Source organism: Alcaligenes sp. Lyrl_28 (assembly GCF_051948705.1).
GTDB classification, from domain to species: Bacteria; Pseudomonadota; Gammaproteobacteria; order Burkholderiales; family Burkholderiaceae_B; genus Alcaligenes; species Alcaligenes ammonioxydans.
Genome location: NZ_JAYJLG010000003.1, coordinates 18,998 through 43,069 on the forward strand (window position 1 = coordinate 18,998; position 24,072 = coordinate 43,069).

22 protein-coding genes and 3 tRNA genes are annotated in these 24,072 nt (G+C 57.2%); 11 read left to right on the top strand and 14 right to left on the bottom strand.

Features of this window, described 5'->3' with window-relative positions:
* Positions 1–310: 310 nt before the first annotated feature.
* Positions 311–386, bottom strand: a tRNA-Thr gene (locus tag VF694_RS07835).
* A gap of 111 nt (positions 387–497) precedes the next feature.
* Here VF694_RS07835 and VF694_RS07840 point away from each other — a divergent pair.
* Positions 498–881: an MAPEG family protein gene (locus VF694_RS07840; RefSeq protein ID WP_003804738.1), complete on the top strand. Its 384-nt coding sequence runs from the start codon at positions 498–500 to the stop codon at positions 879–881.
* A gap of 106 nt (positions 882–987) precedes the next feature.
* On the opposite strand, the gene VF694_RS07845 is transcribed toward VF694_RS07840, so the two are convergent.
* The 3 genes from VF694_RS07845 to VF694_RS07855 all read right to left on the bottom strand — a co-directional run bounded on the left by VF694_RS07845 (position 988) and on the right by VF694_RS07855 (position 4,645).
* Positions 988–2,076 (bottom strand): AI-2E family transporter, encoded by a 1,089-nt coding sequence (locus VF694_RS07845; RefSeq protein ID WP_003804737.1) that lies wholly within the window; start codon positions 2,074–2,076, stop codon positions 988–990.
* Between the two features lie 170 nt (positions 2,077–2,246).
* Positions 2,247–3,824: a Na/Pi cotransporter family protein gene (locus VF694_RS07850; RefSeq protein WP_039943999.1), complete on the bottom strand. Its 1,578-nt coding sequence runs from the start codon at positions 3,822–3,824 to the stop codon at positions 2,247–2,249.
* 745 nt (positions 3,825–4,569) lie between these two features.
* Positions 4,570–4,645: transfer RNA gene (locus VF694_RS07855), tRNA-Asn, on the bottom strand.
* A 547-nt stretch (positions 4,646–5,192) separates the two neighbouring features.
* Between VF694_RS07855 and VF694_RS07860 the strand changes: the two genes are divergently transcribed.
* Positions 5,193–6,335: a porin gene (locus VF694_RS07860; protein WP_003804735.1), complete on the top strand. Its 1,143-nt coding sequence runs from the start codon at positions 5,193–5,195 to the stop codon at positions 6,333–6,335.
* Positions 6,336–6,494: 159 nt separating this feature from the next.
* On the opposite strand, the gene VF694_RS07865 is transcribed toward VF694_RS07860, so the two are convergent.
* Positions 6,495–6,638, bottom strand: a complete 144-nt coding sequence (locus VF694_RS07865) for a DUF3649 domain-containing protein (RefSeq protein ID WP_440164314.1) — start codon at positions 6,636–6,638, stop codon at positions 6,495–6,497.
* Positions 6,594–6,669 (bottom strand) — tRNA-Asn (locus tag VF694_RS07870). The genes VF694_RS07865 and VF694_RS07870 overlap by 45 nt, the downstream gene beginning before the upstream one ends.
* A 286-nt stretch (positions 6,670–6,955) precedes the next feature.
* On the opposite strand from VF694_RS07870, the gene VF694_RS07875 reads away from it, so the two are divergent.
* Positions 6,956–7,876 carry a DMT family transporter gene (locus VF694_RS07875; protein WP_003804734.1) on the top strand — a complete coding sequence of 307 codons (921 nt, stop codon included), beginning with the start codon at positions 6,956–6,958 and terminating at the stop codon, positions 7,874–7,876.
* Positions 7,877–7,894: 18 nt separating this feature from the next.
* Here VF694_RS07875 and VF694_RS07880 read toward each other — a convergent pair whose 3' ends face one another.
* Together VF694_RS07880 and VF694_RS07885 are read right to left on the bottom strand one after the other, a co-directional pair.
* Entirely contained in the window at positions 7,895–9,115 is a 1,221-nt protein-coding gene (locus VF694_RS07880) for a DUF3734 domain-containing protein (protein WP_219235853.1), read from the bottom strand.
* Positions 9,116–9,235: 120 nt separating this feature from the next.
* On the bottom strand, positions 9,236–10,141 hold the full coding sequence (locus VF694_RS07885; RefSeq protein WP_440164049.1) for a LysR substrate-binding domain-containing protein: 906 nt from the start codon (positions 10,139–10,141) through the stop codon (positions 9,236–9,238).
* Positions 10,142–10,242: 101 nt separating this feature from the next.
* Here VF694_RS07885 and VF694_RS07890 point away from each other — a divergent pair, with 101 nt between their 5' ends.
* The gene (locus tag VF694_RS07890; protein ID WP_003804730.1) at positions 10,243–11,298 is read left to right on the top strand and encodes a YeiH family protein; all 1,056 of its coding nucleotides are present in this window, start codon (positions 10,243–10,245) and stop codon (positions 11,296–11,298) included.
* Between the two features lie 76 nt (positions 11,299–11,374).
* Here the strand turns inward: VF694_RS07890 and VF694_RS07895 are convergent, their stop codons facing one another.
* The gene (locus tag VF694_RS07895; protein ID WP_003804729.1) at positions 11,375–11,755 is read right to left on the bottom strand and encodes a SirB2 family protein; all 381 of its coding nucleotides are present in this window, start codon (positions 11,753–11,755) and stop codon (positions 11,375–11,377) included.
* A 117-nt stretch (positions 11,756–11,872) separates the two neighbouring features.
* On the bottom strand, positions 11,873–12,739 hold the full coding sequence (locus tag VF694_RS07900) for an MBL fold metallo-hydrolase (protein WP_003804728.1): 867 nt from the start codon (positions 12,737–12,739) through the stop codon (positions 11,873–11,875).
* A gap of 74 nt (positions 12,740–12,813) precedes the next feature.
* On the opposite strand from VF694_RS07900, the gene VF694_RS07905 reads away from it, so the two are divergent.
* The 3 genes from VF694_RS07905 to VF694_RS07915 are packed head-to-tail and all read left to right on the top strand — an operon-like array spanning position 12,814 to position 13,978.
* The gene (locus tag VF694_RS07905; protein WP_003804727.1) at positions 12,814–13,140 is read left to right on the top strand and encodes an ArsR/SmtB family transcription factor; all 327 of its coding nucleotides are present in this window, start codon (positions 12,814–12,816) and stop codon (positions 13,138–13,140) included.
* Positions 13,130–13,558 (top strand): YeeE/YedE family protein, encoded by a 429-nt coding sequence (locus VF694_RS07910; protein ID WP_059317953.1) that lies wholly within the window; start codon positions 13,130–13,132, stop codon positions 13,556–13,558. The genes VF694_RS07905 and VF694_RS07910 overlap by 11 nt, the downstream gene beginning before the upstream one ends.
* Positions 13,559–13,567: 9 nt before the next feature.
* Entirely contained in the window at positions 13,568–13,978 is a 411-nt protein-coding gene (locus tag VF694_RS07915) for a DUF6691 family protein (RefSeq protein ID WP_440164053.1), read from the top strand.
* 31 nt (positions 13,979–14,009) lie between these two features.
* Here VF694_RS07915 and cadR read toward each other — a convergent pair whose 3' ends face one another.
* Entirely contained in the window at positions 14,010–14,441 is a 432-nt protein-coding gene (cadR, locus tag VF694_RS07920; protein WP_003804724.1) for a Cd(II)/Pb(II)-responsive transcriptional regulator, read from the bottom strand.
* A 288-nt stretch (positions 14,442–14,729) separates the two neighbouring features.
* On the opposite strand from cadR, the gene VF694_RS07925 reads away from it, so the two are divergent.
* Both VF694_RS07925 and VF694_RS07930 read left to right on the top strand, forming a co-directional pair.
* Complete coding sequence (locus tag VF694_RS07925; protein WP_440164316.1) at positions 14,730–16,835, top strand: heavy metal translocating P-type ATPase; 2,106 nt, start codon at positions 14,730–14,732, stop codon at positions 16,833–16,835.
* Positions 16,836–17,191: 356 nt separating this feature from the next.
* Positions 17,192–18,892 carry a SulP family inorganic anion transporter gene (locus VF694_RS07930; protein ID WP_059317910.1) on the top strand — a complete coding sequence of 567 codons (1,701 nt, stop codon included), beginning with the start codon at positions 17,192–17,194 and terminating at the stop codon, positions 18,890–18,892.
* A gap of 50 nt (positions 18,893–18,942) precedes the next feature.
* Here VF694_RS07930 and VF694_RS07935 read toward each other — a convergent pair whose 3' ends face one another.
* Both VF694_RS07935 and glpK read right to left on the bottom strand, forming a co-directional pair.
* Complete coding sequence (locus VF694_RS07935) at positions 18,943–19,395, bottom strand: TM2 domain-containing protein (RefSeq protein WP_003804721.1); 453 nt, start codon at positions 19,393–19,395, stop codon at positions 18,943–18,945.
* Positions 19,396–19,422: 27 nt separating this feature from the next.
* On the bottom strand, positions 19,423–20,916 hold the full coding sequence (gene glpK / locus VF694_RS07940) for a glycerol kinase GlpK (protein ID WP_131071433.1): 1,494 nt from the start codon (positions 20,914–20,916) through the stop codon (positions 19,423–19,425).
* Positions 20,917–21,102: 186 nt separating this feature from the next.
* Here glpK and VF694_RS07945 point away from each other — a divergent pair, with 186 nt between their 5' ends.
* A complete protein-coding gene (locus VF694_RS07945; protein ID WP_440164055.1) occupies positions 21,103–22,701 on the top strand; it encodes an FAD-dependent oxidoreductase in 1,599 nt (532 codons plus the stop codon).
* A 99-nt stretch (positions 22,702–22,800) separates the two neighbouring features.
* On the opposite strand, the gene VF694_RS07950 is transcribed toward VF694_RS07945, so the two are convergent.
* Entirely contained in the window at positions 22,801–23,298 is a 498-nt protein-coding gene (locus VF694_RS07950; RefSeq protein WP_003804718.1) for a C40 family peptidase, read from the bottom strand.
* A 437-nt stretch (positions 23,299–23,735) separates the two neighbouring features.
* On the opposite strand from VF694_RS07950, the gene flhD reads away from it, so the two are divergent.
* Positions 23,736–24,062 (top strand): flagellar transcriptional regulator FlhD, encoded by a 327-nt coding sequence (gene flhD / locus VF694_RS07955; RefSeq protein ID WP_003804716.1) that lies wholly within the window; start codon positions 23,736–23,738, stop codon positions 24,060–24,062.
* The last annotated feature ends 10 nt before the right edge of the window (positions 24,063–24,072 follow it).

Genomic DNA, 24,072 nt, shown 5'->3' on the forward strand with positions numbered 1-24,072 from the left:
TCTGTAAAAACGATGTGCTCAGACGTGGAATCTTCTTTTCGAGAGGCTCCACCGCATGAACGTGTCGAAATTTACGGGGGGTAGCCAGGTTCTGGAGGCCATCCAGCATCTGCTAGCCGTTTGGGCACGATGCAGGGTGCACGCAGGCTTGGCTGCAACCCCAAGCATGTATGGCGGATATATCGAGAACTTAATCTGAGTAGCGCAAGCGGCTTCATAAAGTGCGCCTATCAGTTGCTTTCGGTATGGGAAAGCGAAACCATTGATTTTATGAGTATTGATTGTTGGGTTTCAATGGTTTTAGATTAGCTGGTGCCGATGAAAGGAATCGAACCCTCGACCTTCTCATTACGAATGAGCTGCTCTACCGACTGAGCTACATCGGCTAACCTAAGACGATAAGTATATCCTGTTTTTTTCTGGTTTGTAAATTCTCTGTGCGCATGAAAGGTGCAACATGCTATGTTGAGCGTTTTCAGCCTGTTAAGGGGATGATGATGCTAGGGATCAAGATTGGTTTGGTGGTAGCGGCTTTCTTGCCTTGGTTGGCCGCCGTTTGTGCCAAGGCGGGGGGTTCAGGTTTTGATAATCATGACCCGCGGCCCTGGCTGGCGGGGTTGACAGGCTGGCGGGCGCGCGCCAATGCGGCTCAGGCCAATGCGTTTGAGGCCTTGCCTTTCTTTTTTGCGGCGGTGTTGTTGGCTTTGTGGTCAGGAGCCGATCCTCTGCGTGTGCAAAGTCTGATGATTTCCTGGATTGTGCTGCGTGTTTTGTATTTGCTGATGTACATCATGAACAAGGCAGCCTTGCGCTCCTTGGTCTGGTTCCTGGCCGTCGTGGTCAATATCTGGATTGTGTTTTTGCCCGTATTGCGGACTTGAGATACGGCGCTGGGCATGCTGGGCACCTTATGAAACCGGTGTTCAGCACGCCCTTGAGATGCTTGATGGTGAAGACGAGCAGGCCAGCCATAAGGCCGGCCTGTTTTTATTTGTTGGTGCTTTCCTGGTCTTCTGCTTCAATCCGGGCGCTGATGGCCGAGGGAAACAGATCCCAGCATGCGATGAACATGGCGGCGATCAGCGGGCCGATCACAAAGCCGTTCAGGCCGAAAATCGACAAACCGCCCAGGGTGGAGATCAAGATCACGTAGTCCGGGATCTTGGTGTCTTTGCCGACCAGCAAAGGGCGCAGCAGGTTGTCGACCAGCCCAATGACCATAATGCCAAAAGTAGTCAGGATAATCCCGGGGACGTAGTGCCCCGAGACGAAAAAGTAGATGGCAACGGGAGCCCAGATCAGCGATGCGCCCACGGCGGGCAGCAAGGAAAGCACAGCCATCAGGACACCCCAGAACAGAGCGCCCTGAATATCCAGGAACCAGAACATGACGCCGCCCAGCGCACCTTGCGTGGCGGCCACCGCAATATTGCCTTTGACGGTGGCGCGTACCACGGTGGTGAACTTGCGGAAAAGATGAGTCTTTTGGTTCTCGCTCAGTGGAATCAACTGACGGTAGTGACGGCCTAGCTCTACCCCGTCGCGCAGCAGGAAAAACAGCATGTACAGCATGATGCCCAGGCTGACCAGGAACTGGAAGGTGTTCTGGCCGACATTGAGCGCCTGTTTGGTCAGGAACTGGCCGCCCTGAACGGCGAACTGCGAAAACTTTTCTTGCAGGGAAGCGGTGTCATGCAGGCCAAAGCGGGCGGCAAAGTCAAGGACGCTGGGGGGGAGGGCACTGAGGATCTTTTGTAGATAGGCTCCGGGATTTAACTGGCCACTGTTCATCAGATCGTATAAGGAGGCGATCTGCTGCACCAGGGATATAGAGATCAGGATGACCGGAATAATGACAATCAGGATAATGATCAGCAGACTGATCAGGGCTGACAGGGAACGGCGGCCTTTGGTTTTGGCCAGGAGTTTGCGCTGCAGGGGGGCAAACAAAATGGCCAGCACCGCTCCCCAGAATACCGCGCCATAAAAAGGAAGAAGTATCCAGACAAAGGCGGCGGAGACTGCGGCCAGCAAAAGCAAAAAAGTATGGAATTGTAGATTTGGCCGGGTGGACATGGAAGTTTTCCATTAGCGTGAATTTGAGGCGATTGTAAGGGGGAATCCTGACTGCCGGAGTGAATCTTGGTATCTGTTTATTGGGTTTCTGCTGACGTTAAAACACGCCTGCGCCCTTCTTGTTTGTCACGGCGGGGGCAAATCGGCGGGCAGGGGCTGGGCCCCTGAGGTCAGCGCTTGGCCTGACGGGCCAGTTCCAGGTAATGGCTGGCGCGCCAGATGTGCTGGCTGCTGCGCTCAAACCAGCGGTGAGTATCTGTGATTCGCAACGTGCGCGAGACATCGTCCTGTCCTTGGGGGGCAGCCAGAAGCTGGCCGCGTACCGTATCCAGCAATTGGGCCTGAGACTGAGCCCGAATCTGCATTTGCTCCTGCCAGTCAACGGGGGCTTGTGCATGCAGGCTTTGCTGAGCCAATGTAGTCAGTTCTGACGCCAGGCTCCGGGCGTGCTGGTAGCGTTGGTCCAGCAGATCCGTGCCCGGCTGGTACTGTAAGCGGCCACGCAGGCGCTGCATATGATCGATGGCATGCAAAAGCGCGCTGATGTGGGCGGCCACTGCTGGATCATCCGCCGCGCTGGGAATGCGCAAGACAAACTCGTAAGCCTGATCGAGTACAGTCCCGATCTGCTGCAGATCGGTTGCTGCCGTATCGGGGCGGCTCATGGCCAGACTGTGCTGATACAGGTTCAGCAAACGTTGTGCCTGCTCTTGCAAGGTGCGTTGTGTGGTCTCCAGTGCCAGGGCAGGCACTTGCAGCAGGCTGTCGTCCAGATGATGCGGGGGGCGAGCAGCCCGGTCAGGCACCAGCTTTTGTACCCAGCGGGCAAAAGGCTGGGTAAAGGGCAGGCACAAGGCGGCGCCCAAGCCAATGAACAGGCTGTGAAAGGCCGCCAGGCCCAGGGCTCCGGGAGAGGTATTGATATAAGAGCCGGTGGCGTACATGGCTTTGAGAAACAGCGGCAGAATCAGCAGGCCCAGCAAACCGGCAATGACGTTGAACAGGATATAGGCAATGGCTGTGCGTTTGGCATAGATTGTGCCGCCAATAGCGACCAGAACGCCAGTCAGGGTGGTGCCGATGGAGGCTCCCACGACGATGGCTGCCGCTTGGTCAAAGCTGATGGCTCCTGCATCCAGCGCGGTCAAGGTCATGGCGATGGCCGCCGTCGAGGACTGCAGCACCGCGGTCAGGGCCAGCCCGGTCAACATGATCAACAAGTGAGCGCCATAACCGCCGGCAGGCAAGTGGGCCAGGCTGAAGTTGGCCGCCAGACCTTGCATGCCATCCTGCAACATGCTCAAGCCCAGAAATAGGGTGCCGAAGCCGGCCAGGGCACGGCCCAGTTCCTTGTGACGACCCGGAGCCAGCAGTTTGAGCAAAGCCCCCAGACCGATTAAGGGCAGGGTGTAAAAACCCAGATTCACTTTCAGCCCCAGGCCAGAAATGATCCAGCCGGTAGCGGTATTGCCAAGGCTGGCACCAATAACCACGCCAATGGCTTGTGTAAAGGAAATCAGCCCGGCACTGACAAACCCGATCAAGGTGACGGTCGTGGCTGTCGATGACTGGGCCAGTGCCGTAATCAGCGCCCCAGAGGCAAAGGCTTTGATGGGGCGACCGGTAAAAGCCAGCAGTATCTGTTTGAGGGAGCCGCCTGCAAACGCGACCAGTCCTTCGGACAGAAGCATCATGCCAATCAGGAACAGGCCAAGTCCCCCTAAAAAGGGGAAAAGAGTATCGAGCATAGAAGCGTGCGAACAACGGAATAATCGATAGGCCCAGGTGTGACAAACCCGGACAAAAGGTTGGATGCTGCATTATCGCCAGTTACGCTAGCAGATGGCGTGAAATTCTCCAGTGATGAACACGGCTTGTTCCTGACGACGAAGAGGGCATACGCAGTGCAGGCTCTTTGTATTGAATAAGAGCGTTGACGTTTTTAGTGCTTAGGAAAGAGCGCAGGTTCGAACACGTTGGGGAGCCGGCTTGCAGGGGCAGACGGCAGGGCGCTTTGAGGGCTGAGCAGGTATAGGGAGTTCATAGGTGGCATGTCTATGCCGTCCTGGCGCATCAGCGCTTGCGCACGACGAGTTTTATCCTTGATGCCTAACTGGAACGAGTTCAGGACTTAACAGTGCATACGCCGGTGCTGATCAGGAAAGATTATAAAGAGTGGCTGGGTACGCGATTGAGGTAGAGGATGGAGGGGGAGCCGAGCGTTTTACTCCTGATAACTGACAAAAGGAGATCGCCTGCGCTCAAGAGCTGCGGGTCCTGGCATGGGGTAAACCGCGTTGCGGGATGGCCGGTGCGTCAATCCACGGGTTGCGCAGCGTCGATAAAGCGGGATCTGTGGGAGTCGGTCTATCACCCGCACGAGTAGGCACGGCTGATGATGGTTGTGATTGGCCCTATTGAATGAACGAGGAACTTGGTTCAGGCCAGACGTAGAAAAGCCCAGCTGCTTGCGTAGCTGGGCTTTGGTATTTTTGGCTCCCCGACCAGGGCTCGAACCTGGGACCTGCGGATTAACAGTCCGTCGCTCTACCGACTGAGCTATCGGGGACCAGCAAAGAAAATAATTATAGAGTGAAGGTTGCGGGTTTGTAAAGCGTTATTTTTAGAAAAAGTGAATTTCATCGACGCAAACTGGGGAGCAGGCTTGGCAATAGGCGTAAATCCTGAGTTTTTCGGCAGGAACATACCGTCCGGTCAATAAATCAGTCAAGCCGATTTGTAGCATATGGTTGCAAGCCGTTTGTTTAAAGGCTTTGCGGCTTGCTGGCTGGCTTTTGGAAAATTCTCGACAGATGAGAAAACTAGGGAAAATGCGGATAAAACCCAGCAAATATGCGAGTTCCAGTTGATTGACATCAATATTGTTTATGTCTGAAATATAAATGCTTGCAGTATATGAGTCTCAACTATCCAGCCTGTTTTGAGCCGCGTCTCAAGATGTGCCGGTTGGGGTGTTTTGCTGTCAAGACAGAGGAGGGAGTGCAGTGAGCTCGTGCCGGGACTTTTTGTCGGCAGGCTGGCTCAGCACTTGAACAACAAGGCCGGAAAAAATCATAAGTCCTCCGGCATTCAGACGTTTACAGAGAACAGAGAACATGAAAAAAACTATCTTGGCAGCTTTGCTGATGCCTGCACTGGCAGTTCCCGCTTTCGCTGCATCGAATGTGACCTTGTATGGCGTGGTCGATACGGGCCTGGGGTACGAACAATGGAAAGGGGACGACATGAAGGGAGGGGCAGGCAAACGCAGTCGTTTTGGCTTGTATGACCAGGGTTGGATGGGTAACCGCTGGGGGCTGATGGGCAGCGAGGATCTGGGCGGCGGGCTCAAGGCCAACTTCATGCTGGAAAGCGGCTTTGATCTGGGCACTGGCAATCTGCGCCAAGGCCGCTTGTTCGGCCGTCAGGCAAGTCTGGGTTTGAGCGGTGAGTCCTGGGGGCGTGTTGACCTGGGTCGTCAGACGACGGTCACTTCCCTGTATGTGGCGGGGGTAGCCAGCCCGTTTGGTGGCAATGGCTATCAGTACGGCGTCGGGGCGGCATTTGATTCGGCCAATACGGTTCGCTATGACAATATGGTGGCTTATCAGAGCCCCGAGTTCTCCGGTTTTCAGTTCGGTGCGGGTTACTCGTTCAACACCAATGGACCTCAGCAGTGGGATCGCAGTGGTTTGAGTGGCAATGCCATCAACAGCGATGAGGCCAACGTGAAAGCCGTCAGCGTGGCCATGCGCTATACCAATGGTCCCTTGAAAGCCGCGCTGAGCTTTGACCAGGCCCGTTATGGTTCTGCTCGCGAGCGTGGCGGCAATCTGGTGGCGGCCCAAAGCGGGAATGTGAGTGCCTGGAACCTGGCTGCCAGCTACAAGTTCAGCTTTGCGACGCTGCATGCCGCTTTTGGTCAGAGCCGCAATGGGTATATTGGCGGCTCCTTGCAAACCGAGCAGTTTGGTCCCGGCTTGCATAAAGACCTCAAGGTCAACTCCTATGCGTTGGGCGTGACGGTACCGGCAGGCAAGGCAGGTTCTGTGCTGGCTTCCTGGACGATGGCTGATCCACGTTCGACACCGCGCAGCACGGATGATGCCAAGACCCAACATGTGTTCAGCGCGGGCTATTTGCACAATTTGTCCAAGCGCACCAGCCTGTATGCAATTGGCTCTTACGCTCGCAACATCGGCTACTACAGCGACCTCAAGAGCACGGTTGCCACGGTGGGTGTGACGCACCGGTTCTGATCTTTCCGACTGATTCGGTCAATTTTGAGCCGGGGTAGTGCGTTAGCAGCGGCGGCGCCGGCTCAAGCAGGAGCGAAGTCAGGGGAAAGAGCCACAGCGGGCCTGCATCTCATGCAGGCCCGCTGTCTTTTTTGGGATCGGGTTTTGTTTGTCCAAATGTTAATGACGCGGTCTACGCGTGCCGCGTAACGGACAAAGACATGCACAAAAAAAAATCAGCCCAACGCAAACGCGATGGGCTGATTTTGACGGTTTTCTTGGCTCCCCGACCAGGGCTCGAACCTGGGACCTGCGGATTAACAGTCCGTCGCTCTACCGACTGAGCTATCGGGGACCAGAGAAAAAGAATATAGCACGTATTTTGAAAAGTGTGCAAGTTTTCAGAGGGGAAAATGGCAAGGATCTGGGCGGGATGGCGGGCGGTCTGTTTTTTTGCTGCTCGCAGGCCGCCGTGGGGCGCCTCTCAGCCCTCTGAACGCGCGTGCGCTTTGTGGGGCAGCATGGTCGCTGCACAGGGCAAAGAGTAGAATCGAATTCTTCTTGCTTTTATTGACTCTTTTTTCTGTCGGGGCCAGCGGCTGTTTTGCTGACAGTGTCGCCCTGCAAAGTGATGAATCTCCATGCAAGCTCGTCAAGGCCCCAGTGCGCAGCGCAGTTCCTTTTTGATTGGACTGGCGCTCTCAGGGGGCGGCTCTATCCTTTTCTCGGCCAAAGCGGTGGTGGCCAAGCTGACGTATCAATATGATGTCACTGCGCTGACCGTCATTGGGTTTCGGATGCTCCTGTCCTTGCCTTTTTTCCTGGCCATTGCCGTTTGGCAAATCCGCAAAGTACGACAGGGCAAGCTGGCGGCGTTAACCGGCCGTCAGAAGCTGGAACTGGTGGTGCTGGGTTTTCTGGGCTATTACCTGGCCAGTCTGCTGGATTTTATCGGGCTTGAGTACATTTCGGCAGGACTGGAGCGGCTGATTCTGTTTTTGTCGCCGACCTTTGTGCTGATGTTCTCGGCCATTTTCCTCAAGCGCCGTATTCTGCCCAAGCAATGGTTGGCCTTGGCGCTGGCTTATCTAGGGGTAGGGCTGGTCTTTATACAGGATCTGAGCCTGACAGGTGACGACGTTCTGCTGGGTGCATTGTGCGTGCTGGGCTCGGCTATTTCCTATGCCATCTATCTGATTGGCTCGGGTGAGTTGCTCAAATCCATTGGCTCCACGCGTCTGGTGGCGTACGCCATGTCATTTTCGGCGGTCTACACCCTGATTCACTTTTTCGCCGTGTTGGGCTGGCAGGGGCTGGTGCAGCCTGCGCCGGTCTATGGCCTGTCCATGATTCATGCGGTCTGCAATACGGTCTTGCCCACCTTCATGACCATGTGGGCCGTGGAGCGCATTGGCGCACCGATGAGTGCGCAGATGGGCTTGATCGGGCCGGTCTCGGTACTGTTTCTGGCCAACTGGTTTTTGGGGGAACCCATTACGCTCATGCAATTGCTGGGCACGGCCTTTGTGTTGAGCGGCGCGATGGTTTTGAGCCGCCGCTAGGCGCAGGCCGGGGCGGGCTTATTTCCCGCCTGCCAACCTTTTTTCAATGTCTTCGCGGTGCACGTCATACGTAGTGAAGCCGGCCAGGTTTTGCGGCATATTCAGCTTGTCCCGATGCTGCAGGGTTTGACGGATATCCTCCAGGCCACTGCGCCAGTGCTCGCGCATGGTTGTGCGGCCAAACTGATAGTCCTTGTAATGCTGCTCGTAGGGCTGGTTGCGGTAAATCAGGTGCACTACGTTGTAGCGCTTGTTGCTGGCCAGTTCTTCCGCCAGGCGGCAGGGTAGCCGCTCTTTGCGCTGGTCCTCGGGGATCAGCGCCAGCAGTTCGGTCAGGATATGACGCATGTACTGCGAGTGGCGCATGTCCTCGGTCACCATACGTGTCCGGCTGGAGTAGCGGATTTCGTTCAAGCGGTCGCTGACCTCACCCATATTGGTTGGGACCGGTCCTCGAGCACTCCATAAATCCACTTGAAAGACCAGGGTGTCACGGCGGGGCGACTGATCCAGCACATAAGACAGTGGGGTATTGGAGACCAGACCCCCATCCCAGTAGTACTGGCCGTCAATTTCCACCGGGGCAAAGGCGGGGGGCAGAGCGCCCGAGGCCATGAAGTGCTCGGCCCGCAAGACGGTGCGATGGTTGTCAAAATAGACAAAGTTGCCCGTGCCCACATTGACCGCGCCCACTGAAATACGCTGACGCTTGTCGTTGATGCGATCAAAGTCGCATAGACGCTCCAGCGTGTCTTTCAGGGCACTGGTGTCATAGTAACTGGCTCCTTCGGGTACGCCCGGCGTGGCCTGCATAGGCGGGGGGAAGCGGGGACGGAAGAACCCGCGCTGGCCCAGAACGAGCGCATTGCTGGCATTGAAGGCGCTGATCGCCTCACGCATCATGTCGTTAATCCCAAAGAGCGCACGCTCCAGACAGGCAGGGCCAGACCAGCCGAAATAAGGTTCGCAAATGGTGTTCCAGAACTCGCGCAGACGCTCTACCTGGCGCTCGGGGGGATTGCCCGCAATAATCGCCGTGTTCAAGGCGCCAATCGAAATGCCGGACAGACAGTCGGGCTCGATTCCGGCTTCCAGCAATCCCTCGTACACACCGGCCTGATAGGCTCCCAAGGCGCCGCCTCCTTGCAGTACCAAGGCGACAGTCTCGTAAGGGGGGAGATAGGATGGGCGGGCAAAATCGGGGGTATCTTGCGCTTGCGGCATGGGGGCAAGGTTCATGACAGGGCTCGGTTCAAGAGGGGCAAAAGATCGGGACTGGTGATCCCATCTGTTTGTGCTGCACTGCAGCAAGAATACCATTGCTGTGTGTCAGAACGCGGACCAGAATGCAAACTAGCGTCAATTTTCAGGAGACGAGGAGCCGGCTGGCGGGTTGTGCAGGTGTTGTGCAAAGGCGCTTAACACCTGACTGCGGTAACGCTCTTTATGCAGCACCAGCGACAGACGACGTTTCAGATCCAGAAAGGGGGTATCCAGAATACGAAGTCGCTGATTGGCCACCGCATCCAGGGTGGCCGCCTGGGGAAGGCAGGCCAAGCCCAGTCCGGCGATGACCGCCTGTTTGATGGCCTCCACCTGGCCCAGCTCCATCAATACATGTCCACCGGGTAATGTATTCAAGGCTTGTTCGGTTAGTGCCCGCGAGGCTGAGCCCCGTTCGCGCATGATCCAGTTCATGCCTGCAAAGTCCTGTTTGTGCAGGGTGGTCCGGGTTGCCAGTGGGTGATCGGGGGCGGCGCAGACGACCAGAGCGTCCTCGCGCCAGATCCAGGTCTCCAGTTGGGGGTGGTTGACCGGCCCCTCTACGCAGGCAATATCGCAGCGGTGTTCCAGTAACTGGCTGATGATATTGGCCGTATTGTCGACCGATACATGTAAAGACACGCGCGGGTGCTGGCGTACAAACGACCCCACCAGATCGCCAATCAGGTAATTGCCCACGGTATTGCTGGCTCCGATGCGGATTTCACCGCGCAATTCACGTTCTTCCTGCTGGCTTTGCATCTCGCGCAAGCGCTCCAGAATTTCACGTGCATGCGGTAGCAATTGTTTGCCGCGACTGGTCAGTTGCATACGTCCGGGCGTGCGCTCGAACAAAGGGCTGTCCAGTTGCTTTTCCAGTTCGGCCAGCGCCATGCTGGCCGCCGGTTGGGACAGGTGAATCTGGGCCGCGCAGGCGCGCACGGTGCCTAAGGTGGCTATACCGACAAACACTTCCAGTTGCCTGATGCTGATCGCGCTCATGATAAATAAAATTGATACTTACGATAAGTAATAATGAATTTTTTAATACTCGGGGTCAACCTAAAATTACTTTTACTTATTACCCTATCTGGAATGACACGATGAGCAGTGTGACCGATTTACCCGCCGCACCTACCGCCTTGAAGGCGCCGGACACATCGGGTTTCTCTCTGAAGCCGTCGCGTTGGTGGGGATTTTTGTTGGCGGTGGCGGTGGGTGTCGCCGCCATGGGCCTGGGCAAGCTTTGGCCTTTGATTGGCGGCCCCGTCTTTGCCATTGTGCTCGGTATGGTGTTGCGTAACACGATGGGCGTGGCGACGCTGTTTCAGCCCGGCTTGCGCTTTTCGTCCAAAGTGTTGTTGCAGTGGTCAATTATCGGCCTGGGCTTTGGACTGAGCCTGCCGCAAGTAATGCGTACCGGTTTGGATTCTCTGGCGGTGACTTTGGTGACATTGACAGTGGCCTTTGTGACGGCTTTGCTGCTGGGCCGCGCTCTGGGGATTGCGTCCAAGCTGCGTACCCTGATCGGGGTGGGCACCGCGATTTGTGGCGGCTCGGCGATTGCGGCGGTCACTCCAATTCTCAAGCCTGAAGAGCATGAAACGGCGCTGGCGATCTCGACCATTTTTATTTTCAATATTGTGGCAGTGCTGGTGTTCCCCTTGGCCGGTCACATGATGAATATGTCGGATGCGGGCTTTGGGGTATGGGCTGGCACGGCGATCAACGATACCTCCTCGGTGGTGGCAGCTGGTTACAGTTACAGCCGTCAGGCAGGCGACCATGCCACGATCGTCAAGCTCACTCGCGCGACTCTGATCATTCCGATCTGTCTGATTCTGGCCGGGCTGGAAGTATGGCGCTCGCGTCAGGCCGGTCGGGATTTTGATCTGATGCGGGTGTTCCCCTGGTTCATTGTCTGGTTCATGGTGGCTTCAGCTGTGCGCTCGATGGGCTGGGTGCCCGTGCAATGGCTGGAACCGCTGCGTTTTATGGCTGAGTTCCTGATGGTGCTGGCATTGGCCGCTATTGGACTGTGTTCAGACCTGCGTGTGATGGCCCGTGCCGGTGTGCGACCTGCCTTGCTGGGACTGGGGGTGTGGATAGCGGTGGCCGTCAGCAGTTTGCTGGTTCAGCGCTGGATTGGCGTCTGGTAAAAAGCAACCGGAAAAAAACCTGGCCGTGGCTTAATCTGCCACGACCAGGTTTTTTTTGTGAGCAGCCGGCTGGTGCTCAGACGAACCAGGAAGCAGGGCTGCGGTAAATGGCCACGCCCACGATGTAGGCAAAGATCGCAATCGCGATCAGTGCCGCAACCCCCCGGCTGAAAGCCGTCTTGCCACGCTTGATGGCATAGCTGCCCACCACGATATACACGATCAGCAGCACGATTTTGGTAATGAGCCAGGGCTGATTGGCCGCGGCACCCAGCATGCCCGCCAATGCCAGGCCACAGACCAGCAAAACGGTGTCGATCACATGGGGGGCGATTCGTACAAAACGATGTTGCAGACAGGCAGAGCCACTGACTGACCAATAGGCCCGGATGATGAAAAACAAAATACTCAGCCCGGCGGCTGTCATGTGCAGGTGTTTGAGGACCATGTATGTCATGCCTGTTGTTTCCTTCTGAAGTTCAGGGTGCAGAAAAAGGCAGTATACGCAGGCTGGGCCTCAAAAGTTTTTCTGTGTCGGGGCTCACACTTGCCCCGACGCAAAAGTCCGCCGTACTTAGAGCAGATTGACAGGCAGTTTCAGATAGACCTGACCGTTGCTTTCGGGCTCGGGGAAGTGCCCCGCCCGGATATTGACCTGGATGGAGGGCAGGATCAGGCGCGGCATGCCCAGCGTTTTGTCCCGTGCCGTGCGCCGCTCGCAGAACTGCTCTTGGCTGATGCCGTCACGCACATGGATATTGCCTTCTTTTTGCGCTTGCACCGTGCAATGGGATTGAGGTTCGCGCCCTTCTGGCGGGTAGTCGTGACACATGAACAGGACGGTCTGTGCTGGCAGTGCCAGCAGGCGTTGAATGGATTGGTAAAGCTGACTGGCGCTGCCACCCGGAAAGTCACAACGGGCGGTGCCGACATCGGGCAAGAACAAGGTATCGCCCACAAATACACCCAGTCCCTGGACGTGATAGGCCATGTCCGCGGGCGTGTGACCAGGGACATGCAGGGCCTGAACCTGGAGGGCACCGATCTGGAAATACTCCTGGTCGCGAAACAAAGTATCAAACGGCGTGCCGTTGGCCTGAATTTCGGCCTCTATATTAAAGATACGGCTGAAGGTGGCCTGCACTTGCTTGATATGTTCACCAATCGCAATTTTCCCTCCGGTTCGCTCCTGAAGCCAGACCGCGGCAGATAAATGGTCGGCATGGGCATGGGTTTCCAGAATCCATTGCACCTGAAGTTGATGCTGCTGCACAAAGTCCAGCACCTGTTGAGCGGTGGCGGTGTGGCTGCGGCCCGAGGCCGCGTCATAGTCCAGCACCGAATCGATGATGGCGCATTCACGTTGGCCGGGCGCATAAACCACATAGGTGAAAGTGGCCGTATCGGTATGAAAGAAGCTGGCGACCTGGGGTTGGAGCATGTCAGACCTCGTGGTGCTTATAAAATATTAAAAGATATTATATAATAATATATATTGTGTTTTTGTAGAATGATATGAATCAAACTGAACTGGAAGCCTTGCGGCAGGTGGCTGGCCGTGCCAGCAGTCTGCTGGCTAGCCTGGCCAACCCCGACCGTCTGATGATTCTCTGCACCTTGGTGCAGGGGGAATGCAATGTGGGGGAGCTGGCTCAGCGTAGCGGTATTGCACAGCCTACCTTATCCCAGCAATTGACGGTATTGCGGCGGGAAAATCTCATTGCCAGCCGTAAAGAAGGCAAATACGTGTATTACCGCCTGGAAGATCCGGCGGTACTGGCTGTCATGCAGACGTTGTATGGAATTTTTTGCGCCCCGGGAGGCACTGATGATCACCATTGATTGGACTTCGTTTACCCCATGGAGCGCCCTGCTCGGGGGCGCCCTGATCGGTTTGGCAGCGGCCATTCTGGTGCTTTTTAATGGCCGTGTGTTCGGCATCTCCGGGCTGCTGTCGGGCACCTGGACCGGGCAGGCTGGTGACCGGGCCTGGCGTTGGATGGCGCTGCTGGGCATGGCGGCGGCCCCTTGGCTGTATCGCCTGATCGGCGAGACCGTACCCCCAGTACAAGCCCAGCCTTGGATGTGGGTCGTGGTGGCAGGCTTGCTGGTGGGGTTTGGCACCCGTTTGGGCTCGGGTTGCACCAGCGGGCATGGCGTGTGCGGTTTGTCACGCCTGTCACCGCGCTCATTGGTGGCGACCCTGGCTTTCATGGCCAGCGGTTTTTTGACTGTGTTTGTGTTGCGTCACGTGCTTTAAGGAGCCGCCATGCTTTACTTCATCGCGTTGATTTCCGGCCTCATTTTTGGCTTGGGCTTATTGATTTCCGGCTTGGCGAACCCCAGCAAGGTTCTGGCGTTTCTGGACCTGGCGGGAGCCTGGGACCCGTCTTTGGCGTTGGTGATGGCAGCCGCTATTGCCGTGGCCATTATTCCTTTCAGCGTGGCGCGTCGTCGTCCTTGCGCGTTCGTGACGGGCCAGCCCATGAACCTGCCCAAGCAACGGCAGATCGATCGTCCACTGGTATTGGGCTCCTTGATCTTTGGGGCAGGGTGGGGGATTGCCGGCTTTTGCCCAGGGCCGGCAGTGGTGTTGGCAGCCTCCGGCGCTCCCTTGGCGCTTGTCTTTCTGGTCGCGATGCTGATCGGTATGGGGGTGGCAGGCCGGGTGCGCACTTAATTGTCGGGCTCACATGTGCGGCCCACGCGGGTTAACCCAAGTGGGTGCTGGGAGCCGGAACGTGATCCGGCTCCATATTGACCAGGCCTTGCAAAATACCGCAGTGCTCCAGGCCCCCGGCTTGTCCGCAACGGTGACGCAGTTCGGTCAACTGCTGTTGCAGATGCTCCAGCTCGGCAATTCGCACCGCCACATGTTCAATGTGTTCATCCAGCAGCTCGTTGACGGGGGCACAGTCCTGGGCTGGACCATCCATAAAGGCCAGCAGGCTGCGGATTTCCTCATGGGTCATATCCAGGCTGCGGCAATTGCGGATAAACCGCAGCCGCTCCAGATGAACCGGACGATACAAGCGGTAATTGCCTTCGCTGCGCTCAGGTTCGGGCAGTAGTCCGACCTTCTCGTAATAGCGGATTGTTTCCGTGTTGCAGTGGCTTTTTTCTGCCAGTTCACCAATTTTCATTGCTCTGCCTCCAGGGGGCTTGACCTTGTAGTTACTTTAGGCTTTCTACTGGGCTCATGCAAGCAGCGAGGAATTGCGATGACATCCGCTAACAAGACATCAAGGTTCGACAAAGGGCAGGGCGCAGCCAATGTTCGTCCGGCTGAGCACGACCATGCGCATAGCCACGATCATGAACACGCCGTGGGCGATCATAGTCATGACCATAGTCATGAGCATGATCAGGTTCGTCCAGACTCCCAGGCCCATGAAGGAGCGTGCTGCTCGAGCCCGGCTGTTGGCCCTACGGTGGCGCTGGCGGCCAGCACCGACACGCGGCTGGTGGTTCATATTGCCGATATGGACTGCCCGGCCGAAGAGAATATGATCCGTTCGGGTCTGAAACGTCTGGACCAGGTACAGAGTCTGGGCTTTGACCTGATGCAGCGTGTCCTGACCGTGGAGCATGCAGAAGGGGCACGCGACAAGGTATTGAATGCATTGCGCGGTTTGGGCTTTGAGCCTCGCATGGCTGACGAGGCGCCGGTGCCAGCAGCCTCGCCCCGCCAGGGATTGGTTCGCATTGTCGCTGCGGTGGTGCTGGCCTTGGGCGCCGAGATTAGCCATTGGCTGGCGGCCCCGGAGTGGCTGATTGTGGTTCTGGCTGGGGCGGCGATCCTGTCCGGCGGCGTGCAGGTGTACAAAAAGGGCTGGATTGCCTTGCGCAATGGTCAGCTCAATATCAATGCCTTGATGAGTATTGCCGTAACCGGCGCGGTGATTCTGGCACAGTGGCCGGAAGCGGCCATGGTTATGTCTTTGTTCAGTCTGGCAGAGTGGATTGAGGCCCGCTCTCTGGATCGTGCTCGTAGTGCGGTCGACAGCTTGCTCAAGCTGGTACCCGATGAGGTGCTGGTCAGTACGGATGGTAGCCAATGGCAACGGATGCCGGCCAATCAGGTTCAGGCGGGTTGGCAGGTGCGCGTGGCGCCCGGGGAGCGTTTCGGTCTGGATGGCAAGGTCTTGCAAGGTGTAAGCACGGTTAATCAGGCTCCGATCACGGGCGAGAGTGCGCCCGTGGACAAGGCCCCCGGCGACGAGGTGTTTGCCGGGACGATTAATGGCATGGGCGAGCTGGTGTATCAGGTGCAGTCCGCGCACGATGAAACCTTGCTGGCTCGTATCACGCGCTCGGTTCAGGAAGCCCAAGCCAATAAGGCGCCCATTCAGCGTTTTGTGGATCAATTCTCGCGTGTCTACACCCCATTGGTGGTGCTTGCCGCGGTGGTGATGGCCTTGGCCTTGCCCCTGATGGGGGGGGTGAGCTGGACGGAGTCTGTGTATCGGGCTCTGGTCTTGCTGGTGATTGCCTGCCCTTGCGCTCTGGTGATTTCCACTCCGGTGGCGGTGGTCAGTGCTTTGGCGAGCGCCGCACGCGCCGGTATTTTGATCAAGGGGGGCGTGTATCTGGAGCGTGCCCGACAGTTGCGGTATCTGGCTGTGGACAAGACGGGCACATTGACCCTGGGCGAGCCTTCCTTGAGCGAATATGGCAGCCTGCGTCAGAGCCTGTCGGATGGTGATGTGCTGGACATGGCGCTTGCGTTGGCCGAGCGTTCTGACCACCCGGCCTCTCAGGCGATTGCACGAGGCCGTGTCAGTTCGGGCTCATTAAGCCTGGATCAGTTCGAGGCGGTAGCGGGTAACGGTGTGCAGGCGCAAGGTGTGACGGGTCAATTGCGTTTGGGCAAGCGCAGTTGGGTGCTGGGCTCCCATCAGGCCCAGACCAGCCCGGCCGAGCTGCAGGCCGTGCAAAGTGGTGCCACCATGGTGTATCTGGGGGACGAGCAAGGTTTGCTGGCCTGGTTCGCGATGAGCGATACGCTGCGTCCCACCACCACACAGGCGATCCGTGACTTGCAGGCGCTGGGTGTGCAGGTGGAGGTGCTCTCTGGTGACCATGAGCAAGCCGTGCGCCATGTGGCCCAGCAAGCCGGAATTCAGGATTTTCGAGGTGGTTTGCTGCCACAAGACAAGTTGGATCGGATCGAGGAAAAACTGGCTAAAGGCCTGGTAGCCATGGTGGGCGATGGCATCAACGATGCCCCCGCCCTGGCTCGTGCGGATGTGGGTATCGCCATGGGTGCTTTGGGTTCGGACATTGCGATCGAGACGGCCGATGTGGCTTTGATGGACGATGATCTGGGCAAGATTGCCGTGTTGATGCGTCAGTCCCGGGCTTTACACCTTGTGCTGTGGCAGAACATCAGCCTGGCCTTGGGCATCAAGGCTGTGTTCCTGGTGATGGCTCTGACCGGTCAGGCCACCATGTGGATGGCTGTGTTTGCCGACGTGGGGGCCAGCCTGCTGGTGGTATTGAACAGTTTGCGTCTGCTGCGTGTCCGGAACGCGTAACCCTCTTGTTTGCTAAAAAAACTCCACCTGATTGAGGTGGGGTTTTTTTATTGCCGGGCTGCCCCCCAACTCGGCTCCCCCTCTCGGTCAAAATGGGCTCCTTGGGGATGAGCTCTAACCCCCAGTAATGCATCACAGACTGCTGTGTGCCAGGCCAGTTTGAACGGCCTGCAGGTCGCGAGCTGGAGCGCAAGCCGCGGGCGCAGCATGGGGTTTCTTTTAAGCGTCATCAAATAAGGCCATCACTAACGTGAAGGTTGCGGCGTGCGCGGTAGTATCATTAAGCCTCCATTTGAGTGTAGGCCCCGCTTGTTTCTCATCTGTGTCGAGCAGGCTGGGCATGATAAGGACGCGCGATGATTGCACTGCTGGAAGCGGGTCGAGCCGGATTTCTAGGGCGAAAATATTGGCTGAATAATGTGCTGGCCGGTTTGGTGGTGGGCGTGGTGGCCTTGCCGCTGGCCATGGCCTTTGCCATTGCCTCCGGGGTCAAGCCGGAGCAGGGTTTGTATACCGCCATTGTTGCCGGTCTGGCGGTTTCATTATTTGGCGGGAGTCGGGTTCAGATTGCAGGGCCTACGGGCGCTTTTATTGTGATCTTGTCCGGCGTGGTGGCGCAGCATGGCGTGGCCGGGCTGCAGATTGCCACCTTGATGGCCGGGGTGATTTTGCTGCTGCTGGGCCTGTTGCGCCTGGGGGCGGTGATCCGCTTCATCCCCGATCCGGTCATTGTGGGGTTTACGGCCGGTATAGGCGTGATTATCTGGGTAGGGCAGTGGCGGGATTTCTTCGGTCTGCCCGCCGTTCAAGGCCAGCACTTTCACGAAAAACTCTGGTTCCTGCTGCATAATCTGCCGTCTCTGGACTGGGCAACCACGCTGCTGGGGATGTTGTCCCTGGCTATTTTGATCGTTGTGCCCAAGATTCCGTCCCTGGCGCGCTTGCCTGGGCCCTTGGTGGCTTTGGTCTTCATCACCCTGCTGCAGGCCGTGTTTCGGTTTGAGTCTGTAGCGACCATCGGTTCCAGCTTTGGCGCCTTGCCCAGTGGCTTGCCCGCTTTCCAATGGCCGCAGATTACGCTGACCCGTGTGGTGGAGTTGATCGGGCCGGCTTTTGCCATCGCCATGTTGGGGGCGATCGAGTCTCTCCTGTCCGCAGTGGTGGCCGATTCGATGACAGGCTCACGCCACGACTCCAATCAGGAGCTGGTCGGCCAGGGGATTGCCAACGTGCTCTCACCCTTGTTTGGCGGGATTGCCGCCACGGGGGCGATAGCCCGTACCGCCACCAATATTCGCAATGGCGGTAACAGTCCCATTGCTGGTGTGGTGCATGCGATTTTTCTGGTGCTGGTCCTGCTGCTCTTGGCGCCCTTGGCCGCATATATTCCTTTGACGGTACTGGCTGCCATTTTGTTCATGGTGGCCTGGAATATGAGTCAGGCCAAGTTGCTGCTGCGTTTGCAGCGGCGCATGCCCCGGGCTGACCTGTTCATTTTGTGGGTGACATTTGCCCTGACCGTGTTCGCGGATCTGGTGGTGGCCGTCAATATCGGGGTGATCCTGGCCATGTTGTACGTGCTCAAACGCACCTCTGACGGGGTGCAGGTACGGGCGCTGGAAGGCCGTCGTTTGCAGCGGGCACTGGATGTGTCTTTTAGCCAGGAGCTGCGTCAGGATATCTCGGTGCTGACCCTGGAAGGTCCTTACTTTTTTGCCAGTGTTGAAGCAGTCAATCGCGCACTGCTGTCCGTGCCAGACCCAATTCGAGCGGTGGTCGTGCGCCTGAATTATGTGCCTTTTGTGGACGCCACTGCCATGCAGGCCCTGGAGTCTGCTCTGACAGAGCTGGAGCAGCGCAATGTCATGGTCGCCTTGTGCGAGGCTAATGAGAAAGTGACTCGCAAGCTGATTCGCATGGGCTTGTTCAAACAAATCCATGCCCAGCGTGTTTTCGATAGTTTGCAGACGGCCTGGGACAGTGTCAGCGCGACACTGGACCATCGGTCTGGTCAGGACAACGGGGCGGCAAGCTCGGACGTGCAAGCGGCCCCGTAGGCCTGGAGAGCGGGTTCGGTCACCGCTGGCTGTGGGCAATGGCAGAAGGCTTAACGGAGCAGTTTGAACTCATCGTCACCCATAAAGGCATAGCGCAGGGCGTCGATCAAGGCCAGAAAGTAGGCCAGCGGGGACCAGATGGCAAATAAAACCAGGAACAGTAGGCCCATGCCGATCTGACCCAGGTAAAAACGGTGCACGCCCAGCCAGCCCAGGAAAATTGCCAGAACAATGGCAATCTTGCGATGGCTGTTGGGTTTGGTCAGCTCGTCTTTCTTGCTGGTTGAGATCCAGATGACCAGCGGGATGGTGATCAGAAGGGCGATCAATGCCTTGCCCCAGTGGACTGTCAGGTATTGCTGGACTTCACGCATCAGGTCGACGAAGTCATGAAACAGAAACCCCAGGTAGGACGCGAGGTAGCGGAGAATGGCTTCGCCAAAAGTCAGGCCCAGCATGACGATCAAAAAGATGGCAATGCCCAGAATGATTTTTTGCAGCATGGTGTTTCCGTCAAAAAAACAGCAGGTTCAATAAGTGCGGGCCTGACGCACGGCGTGCTCCCAACTGAGCATCAGGTTTTGCGCTTCATCGCGCGACATGGTCGGTTCAAAGATCCGGTCACACTGCCACAGCGATGCGATATCGGCTGGACCAGCGTACAGCCCGCTGCCCAGGCCCGCCAGGTAAGCGGCGCCCAAGGCCGTGGTTTCAATAGTAACGGGGCGCACGACGGGCAGGCCTAACAAGTCTGCCTGAAATTGCATCAGAAGATTATTCGCGCACGCGCCGCCATCTACGCGCAGCTCGTGCAGGGCCGGGCCGCCATTGGCTTGGACGTCACGATTCATGGCCTGCAATACCGCAGCGCTTTGATAGGCGATGCTGTCCAGGGCCGCGCGTGCAATGTGTGCCATGGTCGAGGCTCGTGTCAACCCGGTTATGGTCCCACGCGCCTGTGCATCCCAATAAGGCGCTCCCAGGCCGGTAAAGGCAGGCACCAGTCGCACACCCTGGGCATCGGGAACGCTGCGCGCCAGCGCTTCCACCTGAGCGCTGTGCTCCAGAGCACCCAGACCGTCGCGTAGCCACTGGACAACCGCGCCGCCGATGAACACGCTGCCTTCCAGCGCATAGGCGGGTGCGTCTTCATACTGGGCCGCGCTGGTGGCGATCAGCCCGTTCCGGGAATGGGGCACTTGCGAGCCACAGTGCATCAACAAAAAGCAGCCTGTTCCATAGGTGTTCTTCGCCATGCCTGGTGTGGTGCAGGCCTGGCCGAACAGGGCGCTTTGTTGGTCGCCCGCCACACCGCAGATAGGAATGGGGCTGCCCAGGACATCCGGGCTGCACCGGGCAAACTCCGAGGCGGAGCGCTGGACCTGGGGCAGGACGCTGGCAGGAATGTTGAACAGCTCCAGCAGCTCCTGATCCCACTGATGACGATGAATGTTGTAGAGCAGCGTGCGTGAGGCGTTGCTGACATCGGTGGCATGCACCTTGCCGCCGCTCAAGTGCCAGATCAGCCAGCTGTCGATGGTTCCAAAGGCCAGTTCGCCACGCTGTGCCCGTTCTCGGGCGCCGGGCACGGTGTCCAGCAGCCAGCGCAGTTTGGAAGCGGAAAAATAGGCATCAATCGGCAGGCCAGTTTTTCCGGTAATGCGGGCTTCGTGCCCTTGCTCGCGCAACTGGGCGCAGAAGTCCTCGGCGCGCCTGTCTTGCCAGACGATGGCCTTGTGCAGGGCTTGTCCGGTTTGCCGGTCCCATAGCACGGTGGTTTCACGCTGATTGGTAATGCCGATAGCGTGAATGTCCTGGGGGCGTAGACCTGCCTGCTCGATTGCTTGTCGGGCGGTCCGAAACTGAGTGTCCAGAATTTCCTGGGGGTCGTGTTCCACCCAGTCTGTGCGCGGATAGTATTGTTGAGTTTCCTGCTGCGCCTTGGCCAGAATGCGGCCATCTGCCGCTACAACAAGGCTGCGCGAGCTGGAGGTTCCCTGATCGAGAGCAAGTAGGAATGTCATGCGAATGAGGCGGTAAAAGCGGAGCAGTCCACAGTGTACTGGCTCTGAGTGCTACTCGGGGGGGGGAGCACAGGAGGCGGACAAGTTTCACTGGACGGTAAAAGATCAGGGGCTAAAATCAGGGTAAATCCCGAGCCAGTCAGTGTTTTTTCGGGTGTCTGCTAATTTCAGGTCCAACTTTTATTTATGACTACATTAAGTTCCCCCTTATTGACCGATAGAGCCCAGATGCTGGGTGCCCTGGCGCGCACCACGCAGGTGGATATGGTCGTGATAGGGGGTGGCGCGACAGGACTGGGCGTGGCCCTGGATGCCGCCCTGCGCGGTTTGAGTGTGGTGGTGCTGGAAGCCTGGGATTTTGCCAAGGGCACGTCTTCGCGGGCCACCAAGCTGGTACACGGTGGGGTGCGTTATCTGGCCCAGGGCAATGTCAGTCTGGTGCGGGAGGCCTTGCGCGAACGCATGCATTTGCTGAGCAATGCGCCGCATCTGGCACAGCGCCTGCCTTTTGTCATGCCCAGCTACAAGTGCTGGGAAACCCCATTCTATGGGGTGGGTTTGATGGCATACGACGGTTTGGCGGGACGCGAGGGATTGGGGCATACCCAGTTTCTGAGTGCATCCAAAATCCGGCAGCTTTTGCCCGGAGCCCGGCAAAGTGGCTTGAAAGGGGGTGTCAAATATTGGGATGGTCAGTTTGACGATGCCCGTCTGGCCTTGGCGCTGGCTCGTACGGCAGCCTTAAAGGGGGCTTTGCTGATTAATTATTGCCCGGTGGTGGAGGTGATGCACCGGGAGGGCAAGGTCTCTGGCGTGCGTTGCCAGGACAAGGAAAGCGGTCAGGTTTATGAGATCCAGAGCTCTTGTGTCGTCAATGCCACTGGAGTGTGGGTCGACCAGATTCGGCAGCTGGATGCGCAGGAAGCTGGGCGCGAACTGCGGCCCATGGTCTCACCTAGTCAGGGCGTACACCTGGTCGTCGACCAGGAATTCTTGCCGGGTGAGCATGCATTGCTGGTGCCACGCACCCAGGATGGGCGGGTCTTGTTTGCTGTGCCCTGGCTGGGCAAACTGATTCTGGGCACAACCGATACGCCTCGAGACGATATCCCGTTGGAGCCGCGTCCTTTGGCTCAGGAAGTGGATTTTATTTTGAAGGAATCCGCGAACTATCTGCAAAAAGCGCCCACCGTACAGGATGTCCGCAGTATCTGGGTGGGGCTACGACCCTTGGTGCGTCCGGCTGCTGAGTCGGCCGCGGGACAGACGCAGTCCATCAGCCGCGAACATAGTATTACGGTGAGCGCCAATGGCCTGTTGACAGTGACGGGGGGGAAGTGGACAACCTACCGGGCCATGGCTGAAGATGTGCTGGAACGCTGTCAGCAGTCCGGCCTGCTGGGGCCCTTGCCGGCCTGTCGAACGCAGGACCAGCGTCTGGTGGGCGCTTCCTATGTGGGGGATCGGCGCGTTTTGGGCCGTACGCCCGGCTTGGATGCCTATGGCAGCGAGGCCGATTGGGTGCAGACGCTGCCGGGAGCCGATCAGGAGCTGGCTCCTGGTTTGAGCGTCGCCATGGTGCGCTTTGCCTGTCGCTTTGAATATGCCCGGACGGTTGAGGATGTGCTGGCCCGTCGTTCGCGTCTTTTGTTTCTGGACGCACGTCTGGCGCAGTCGATCGCCCCGGCGGTGGCGGCGATTATGCTGGAAGAAACAGGGCGTTCGCCGGAATTGGATGCCTTTTTTCAGTTGGCCGAGCAATACGCCACGGTGCCCACGTCATAAGCTCCTGTTCTGCTGCTGACAGGCCCTTGCCTGAGAGAACGTCAATGAAAAAAGAGCCTTGCTGACCAAGGCTCTTTTTTATGTCGGCTTGCCGGGGCATCAATCAAAAAAGGTGCGGGCGGTTTCAAAGCGTTTGGCGAAATAGGGATTATCAAGCGAATCAATCCGTACCCGCCCCCCACTGGAGGGGGCGTTGATGAACTGTTGCTTGCCGATATAAATGCCTACATGTGAGTTGGGTGTGCCCAGCGTGTTGAAAAACACCAGATCACCGGGGCGCAGTTGTGCCCGGCTGACGCGACGGGCAACGCTGGCCTGATCGCGGGTGCGGCGCGGAATGGGGGAGCTCGATTCCTGGCTAAAGACATAGTGCACCAGTCCGCTGCAATCAAAACCGGTGGAGGGTTCACGGCCTCCGTAACGGTAGGGCGTCTCCAGCAGGGTCAGCGCCGACAGGACGACGGCCGAGCGACGCTGATTATCCAGGCTGATGGATTGCCCCGTAGGGAGACGGGAGGAGGGGCTATGGGCGCATGCCGCCAGCACCAAACTCAGGCATAAGGCGAACAGACGTTGCGTAAAAGCAGCAGGAACCATGGGCTGTTACAAAACGGATGAGGGCGCAGCGGGCAGGGGGGCTACTCGCAGATTATCCGATATTTCGTCGCTTTTTAGGCCAAGCCTGAGAGGGATCGTCGAAATATGCATTAATTAATGACCAATATCTGCAACAAAACATATTTTTGATACAAGCGTTTTGATTTTTGTCATGTTACATCTAGTTTATATCTACAACATTAAGTGAGCATCTGATAATATTCTGCTGTGCCTTGATGCATTTATTGCATATATACGACGTTTTATATGTTTTAAGAGCATTTATAGACAGTGTGTGTCAGAAGCGTCGATAATGTAAAAAATATATTCACGCAATAGATTGCCAGGCATGATACATATTTATGTAACTTTATATGTTTTAAATGTGTTTTGTTACAAGAAACTAGCTGATTAACAGATTTACAAGGATGGCTGACATGCCCGTATCGGAAAATTCGCTGCTGAATGATATTCAGGAAGTCAATTTGTCGTACTTGTTACTCGCGCAGCGTCTGCTGCGGGAGAATTTTTCGGCAGGTATGTTCCGTTTGGGCTTCGACACCGATGTGGCAGAGACTTTGTTGCGTCTGTCACCGGCCCAACTGGTCAAACTGGCCAGCTCCAGCTCGTTGATTTGCGGCTTTCGCTTCAACGACTACGACCTGCTCACCACGTTGACGCAGAATGTGCTGGGAGGGGTATTGCAGCAGGCTCACTCCACCATTCTCCTGTCCCAGCGGGCGACGGCAGAACAGGCTGGCTGAGCCAGTCCCG

Coding starts and splice junctions, on each gene's coding strand:
- VF694_RS07840 (WP_003804738.1), top strand. CDS start 498: ATGCTAGGGATCAAGATTGGTTTGGTGGTAGCGGCTTTCTTGCCTTGG.
- VF694_RS07845 (WP_003804737.1), bottom strand. CDS start 2,076: ATGTCCACCCGGCCAAATCTACAATTCCATACTTTTTTGCTTTTGCTG.
- VF694_RS07850 (WP_039943999.1), bottom strand. CDS start 3,824: ATGCTCGATACTCTTTTCCCCTTTTTAGGGGGACTTGGCCTGTTCCTG.
- VF694_RS07860 (WP_003804735.1), top strand. CDS start 5,193: ATGAAAAAAACTATCTTGGCAGCTTTGCTGATGCCTGCACTGGCAGTT.
- VF694_RS07875 (WP_003804734.1), top strand. CDS start 6,956: ATGCAAGCTCGTCAAGGCCCCAGTGCGCAGCGCAGTTCCTTTTTGATT.
- VF694_RS07880 (WP_219235853.1), bottom strand. CDS start 9,115: ATGAACCTTGCCCCCATGCCGCAAGCGCAAGATACCCCCGATTTTGCC.
- VF694_RS07885 (WP_440164049.1), bottom strand. CDS start 10,141: ATGAGCGCGATCAGCATCAGGCAACTGGAAGTGTTTGTCGGTATAGCC.
- VF694_RS07890 (WP_003804730.1), top strand. CDS start 10,243: ATGAGCAGTGTGACCGATTTACCCGCCGCACCTACCGCCTTGAAGGCG.
- VF694_RS07895 (WP_003804729.1), bottom strand. CDS start 11,755: ATGACATACATGGTCCTCAAACACCTGCACATGACAGCCGCCGGGCTG.
- VF694_RS07900 (WP_003804728.1), bottom strand. CDS start 12,739: ATGCTCCAACCCCAGGTCGCCAGCTTCTTTCATACCGATACGGCCACT.
- VF694_RS07905 (WP_003804727.1), top strand. CDS start 12,814: ATGAATCAAACTGAACTGGAAGCCTTGCGGCAGGTGGCTGGCCGTGCC.
- VF694_RS07915 (WP_440164053.1), top strand. CDS start 13,568: ATGCTTTACTTCATCGCGTTGATTTCCGGCCTCATTTTTGGCTTGGGC.
- cadR (WP_003804724.1), bottom strand. CDS start 14,441: ATGAAAATTGGTGAACTGGCAGAAAAAAGCCACTGCAACACGGAAACA.
- VF694_RS07930 (WP_059317910.1), top strand. CDS start 17,192: ATGATTGCACTGCTGGAAGCGGGTCGAGCCGGATTTCTAGGGCGAAAA.
- VF694_RS07935 (WP_003804721.1), bottom strand. CDS start 19,395: ATGCTGCAAAAAATCATTCTGGGCATTGCCATCTTTTTGATCGTCATG.
- glpK (WP_131071433.1), bottom strand. CDS start 20,916: ATGACATTCCTACTTGCTCTCGATCAGGGAACCTCCAGCTCGCGCAGC.
- VF694_RS07945 (WP_440164055.1), top strand. CDS start 21,103: ATGACTACATTAAGTTCCCCCTTATTGACCGATAGAGCCCAGATGCTG.
- VF694_RS07950 (WP_003804718.1), bottom strand. CDS start 23,298: ATGGTTCCTGCTGCTTTTACGCAACGTCTGTTCGCCTTATGCCTGAGT.
- flhD (WP_003804716.1), top strand. CDS start 23,736: ATGCCCGTATCGGAAAATTCGCTGCTGAATGATATTCAGGAAGTCAAT.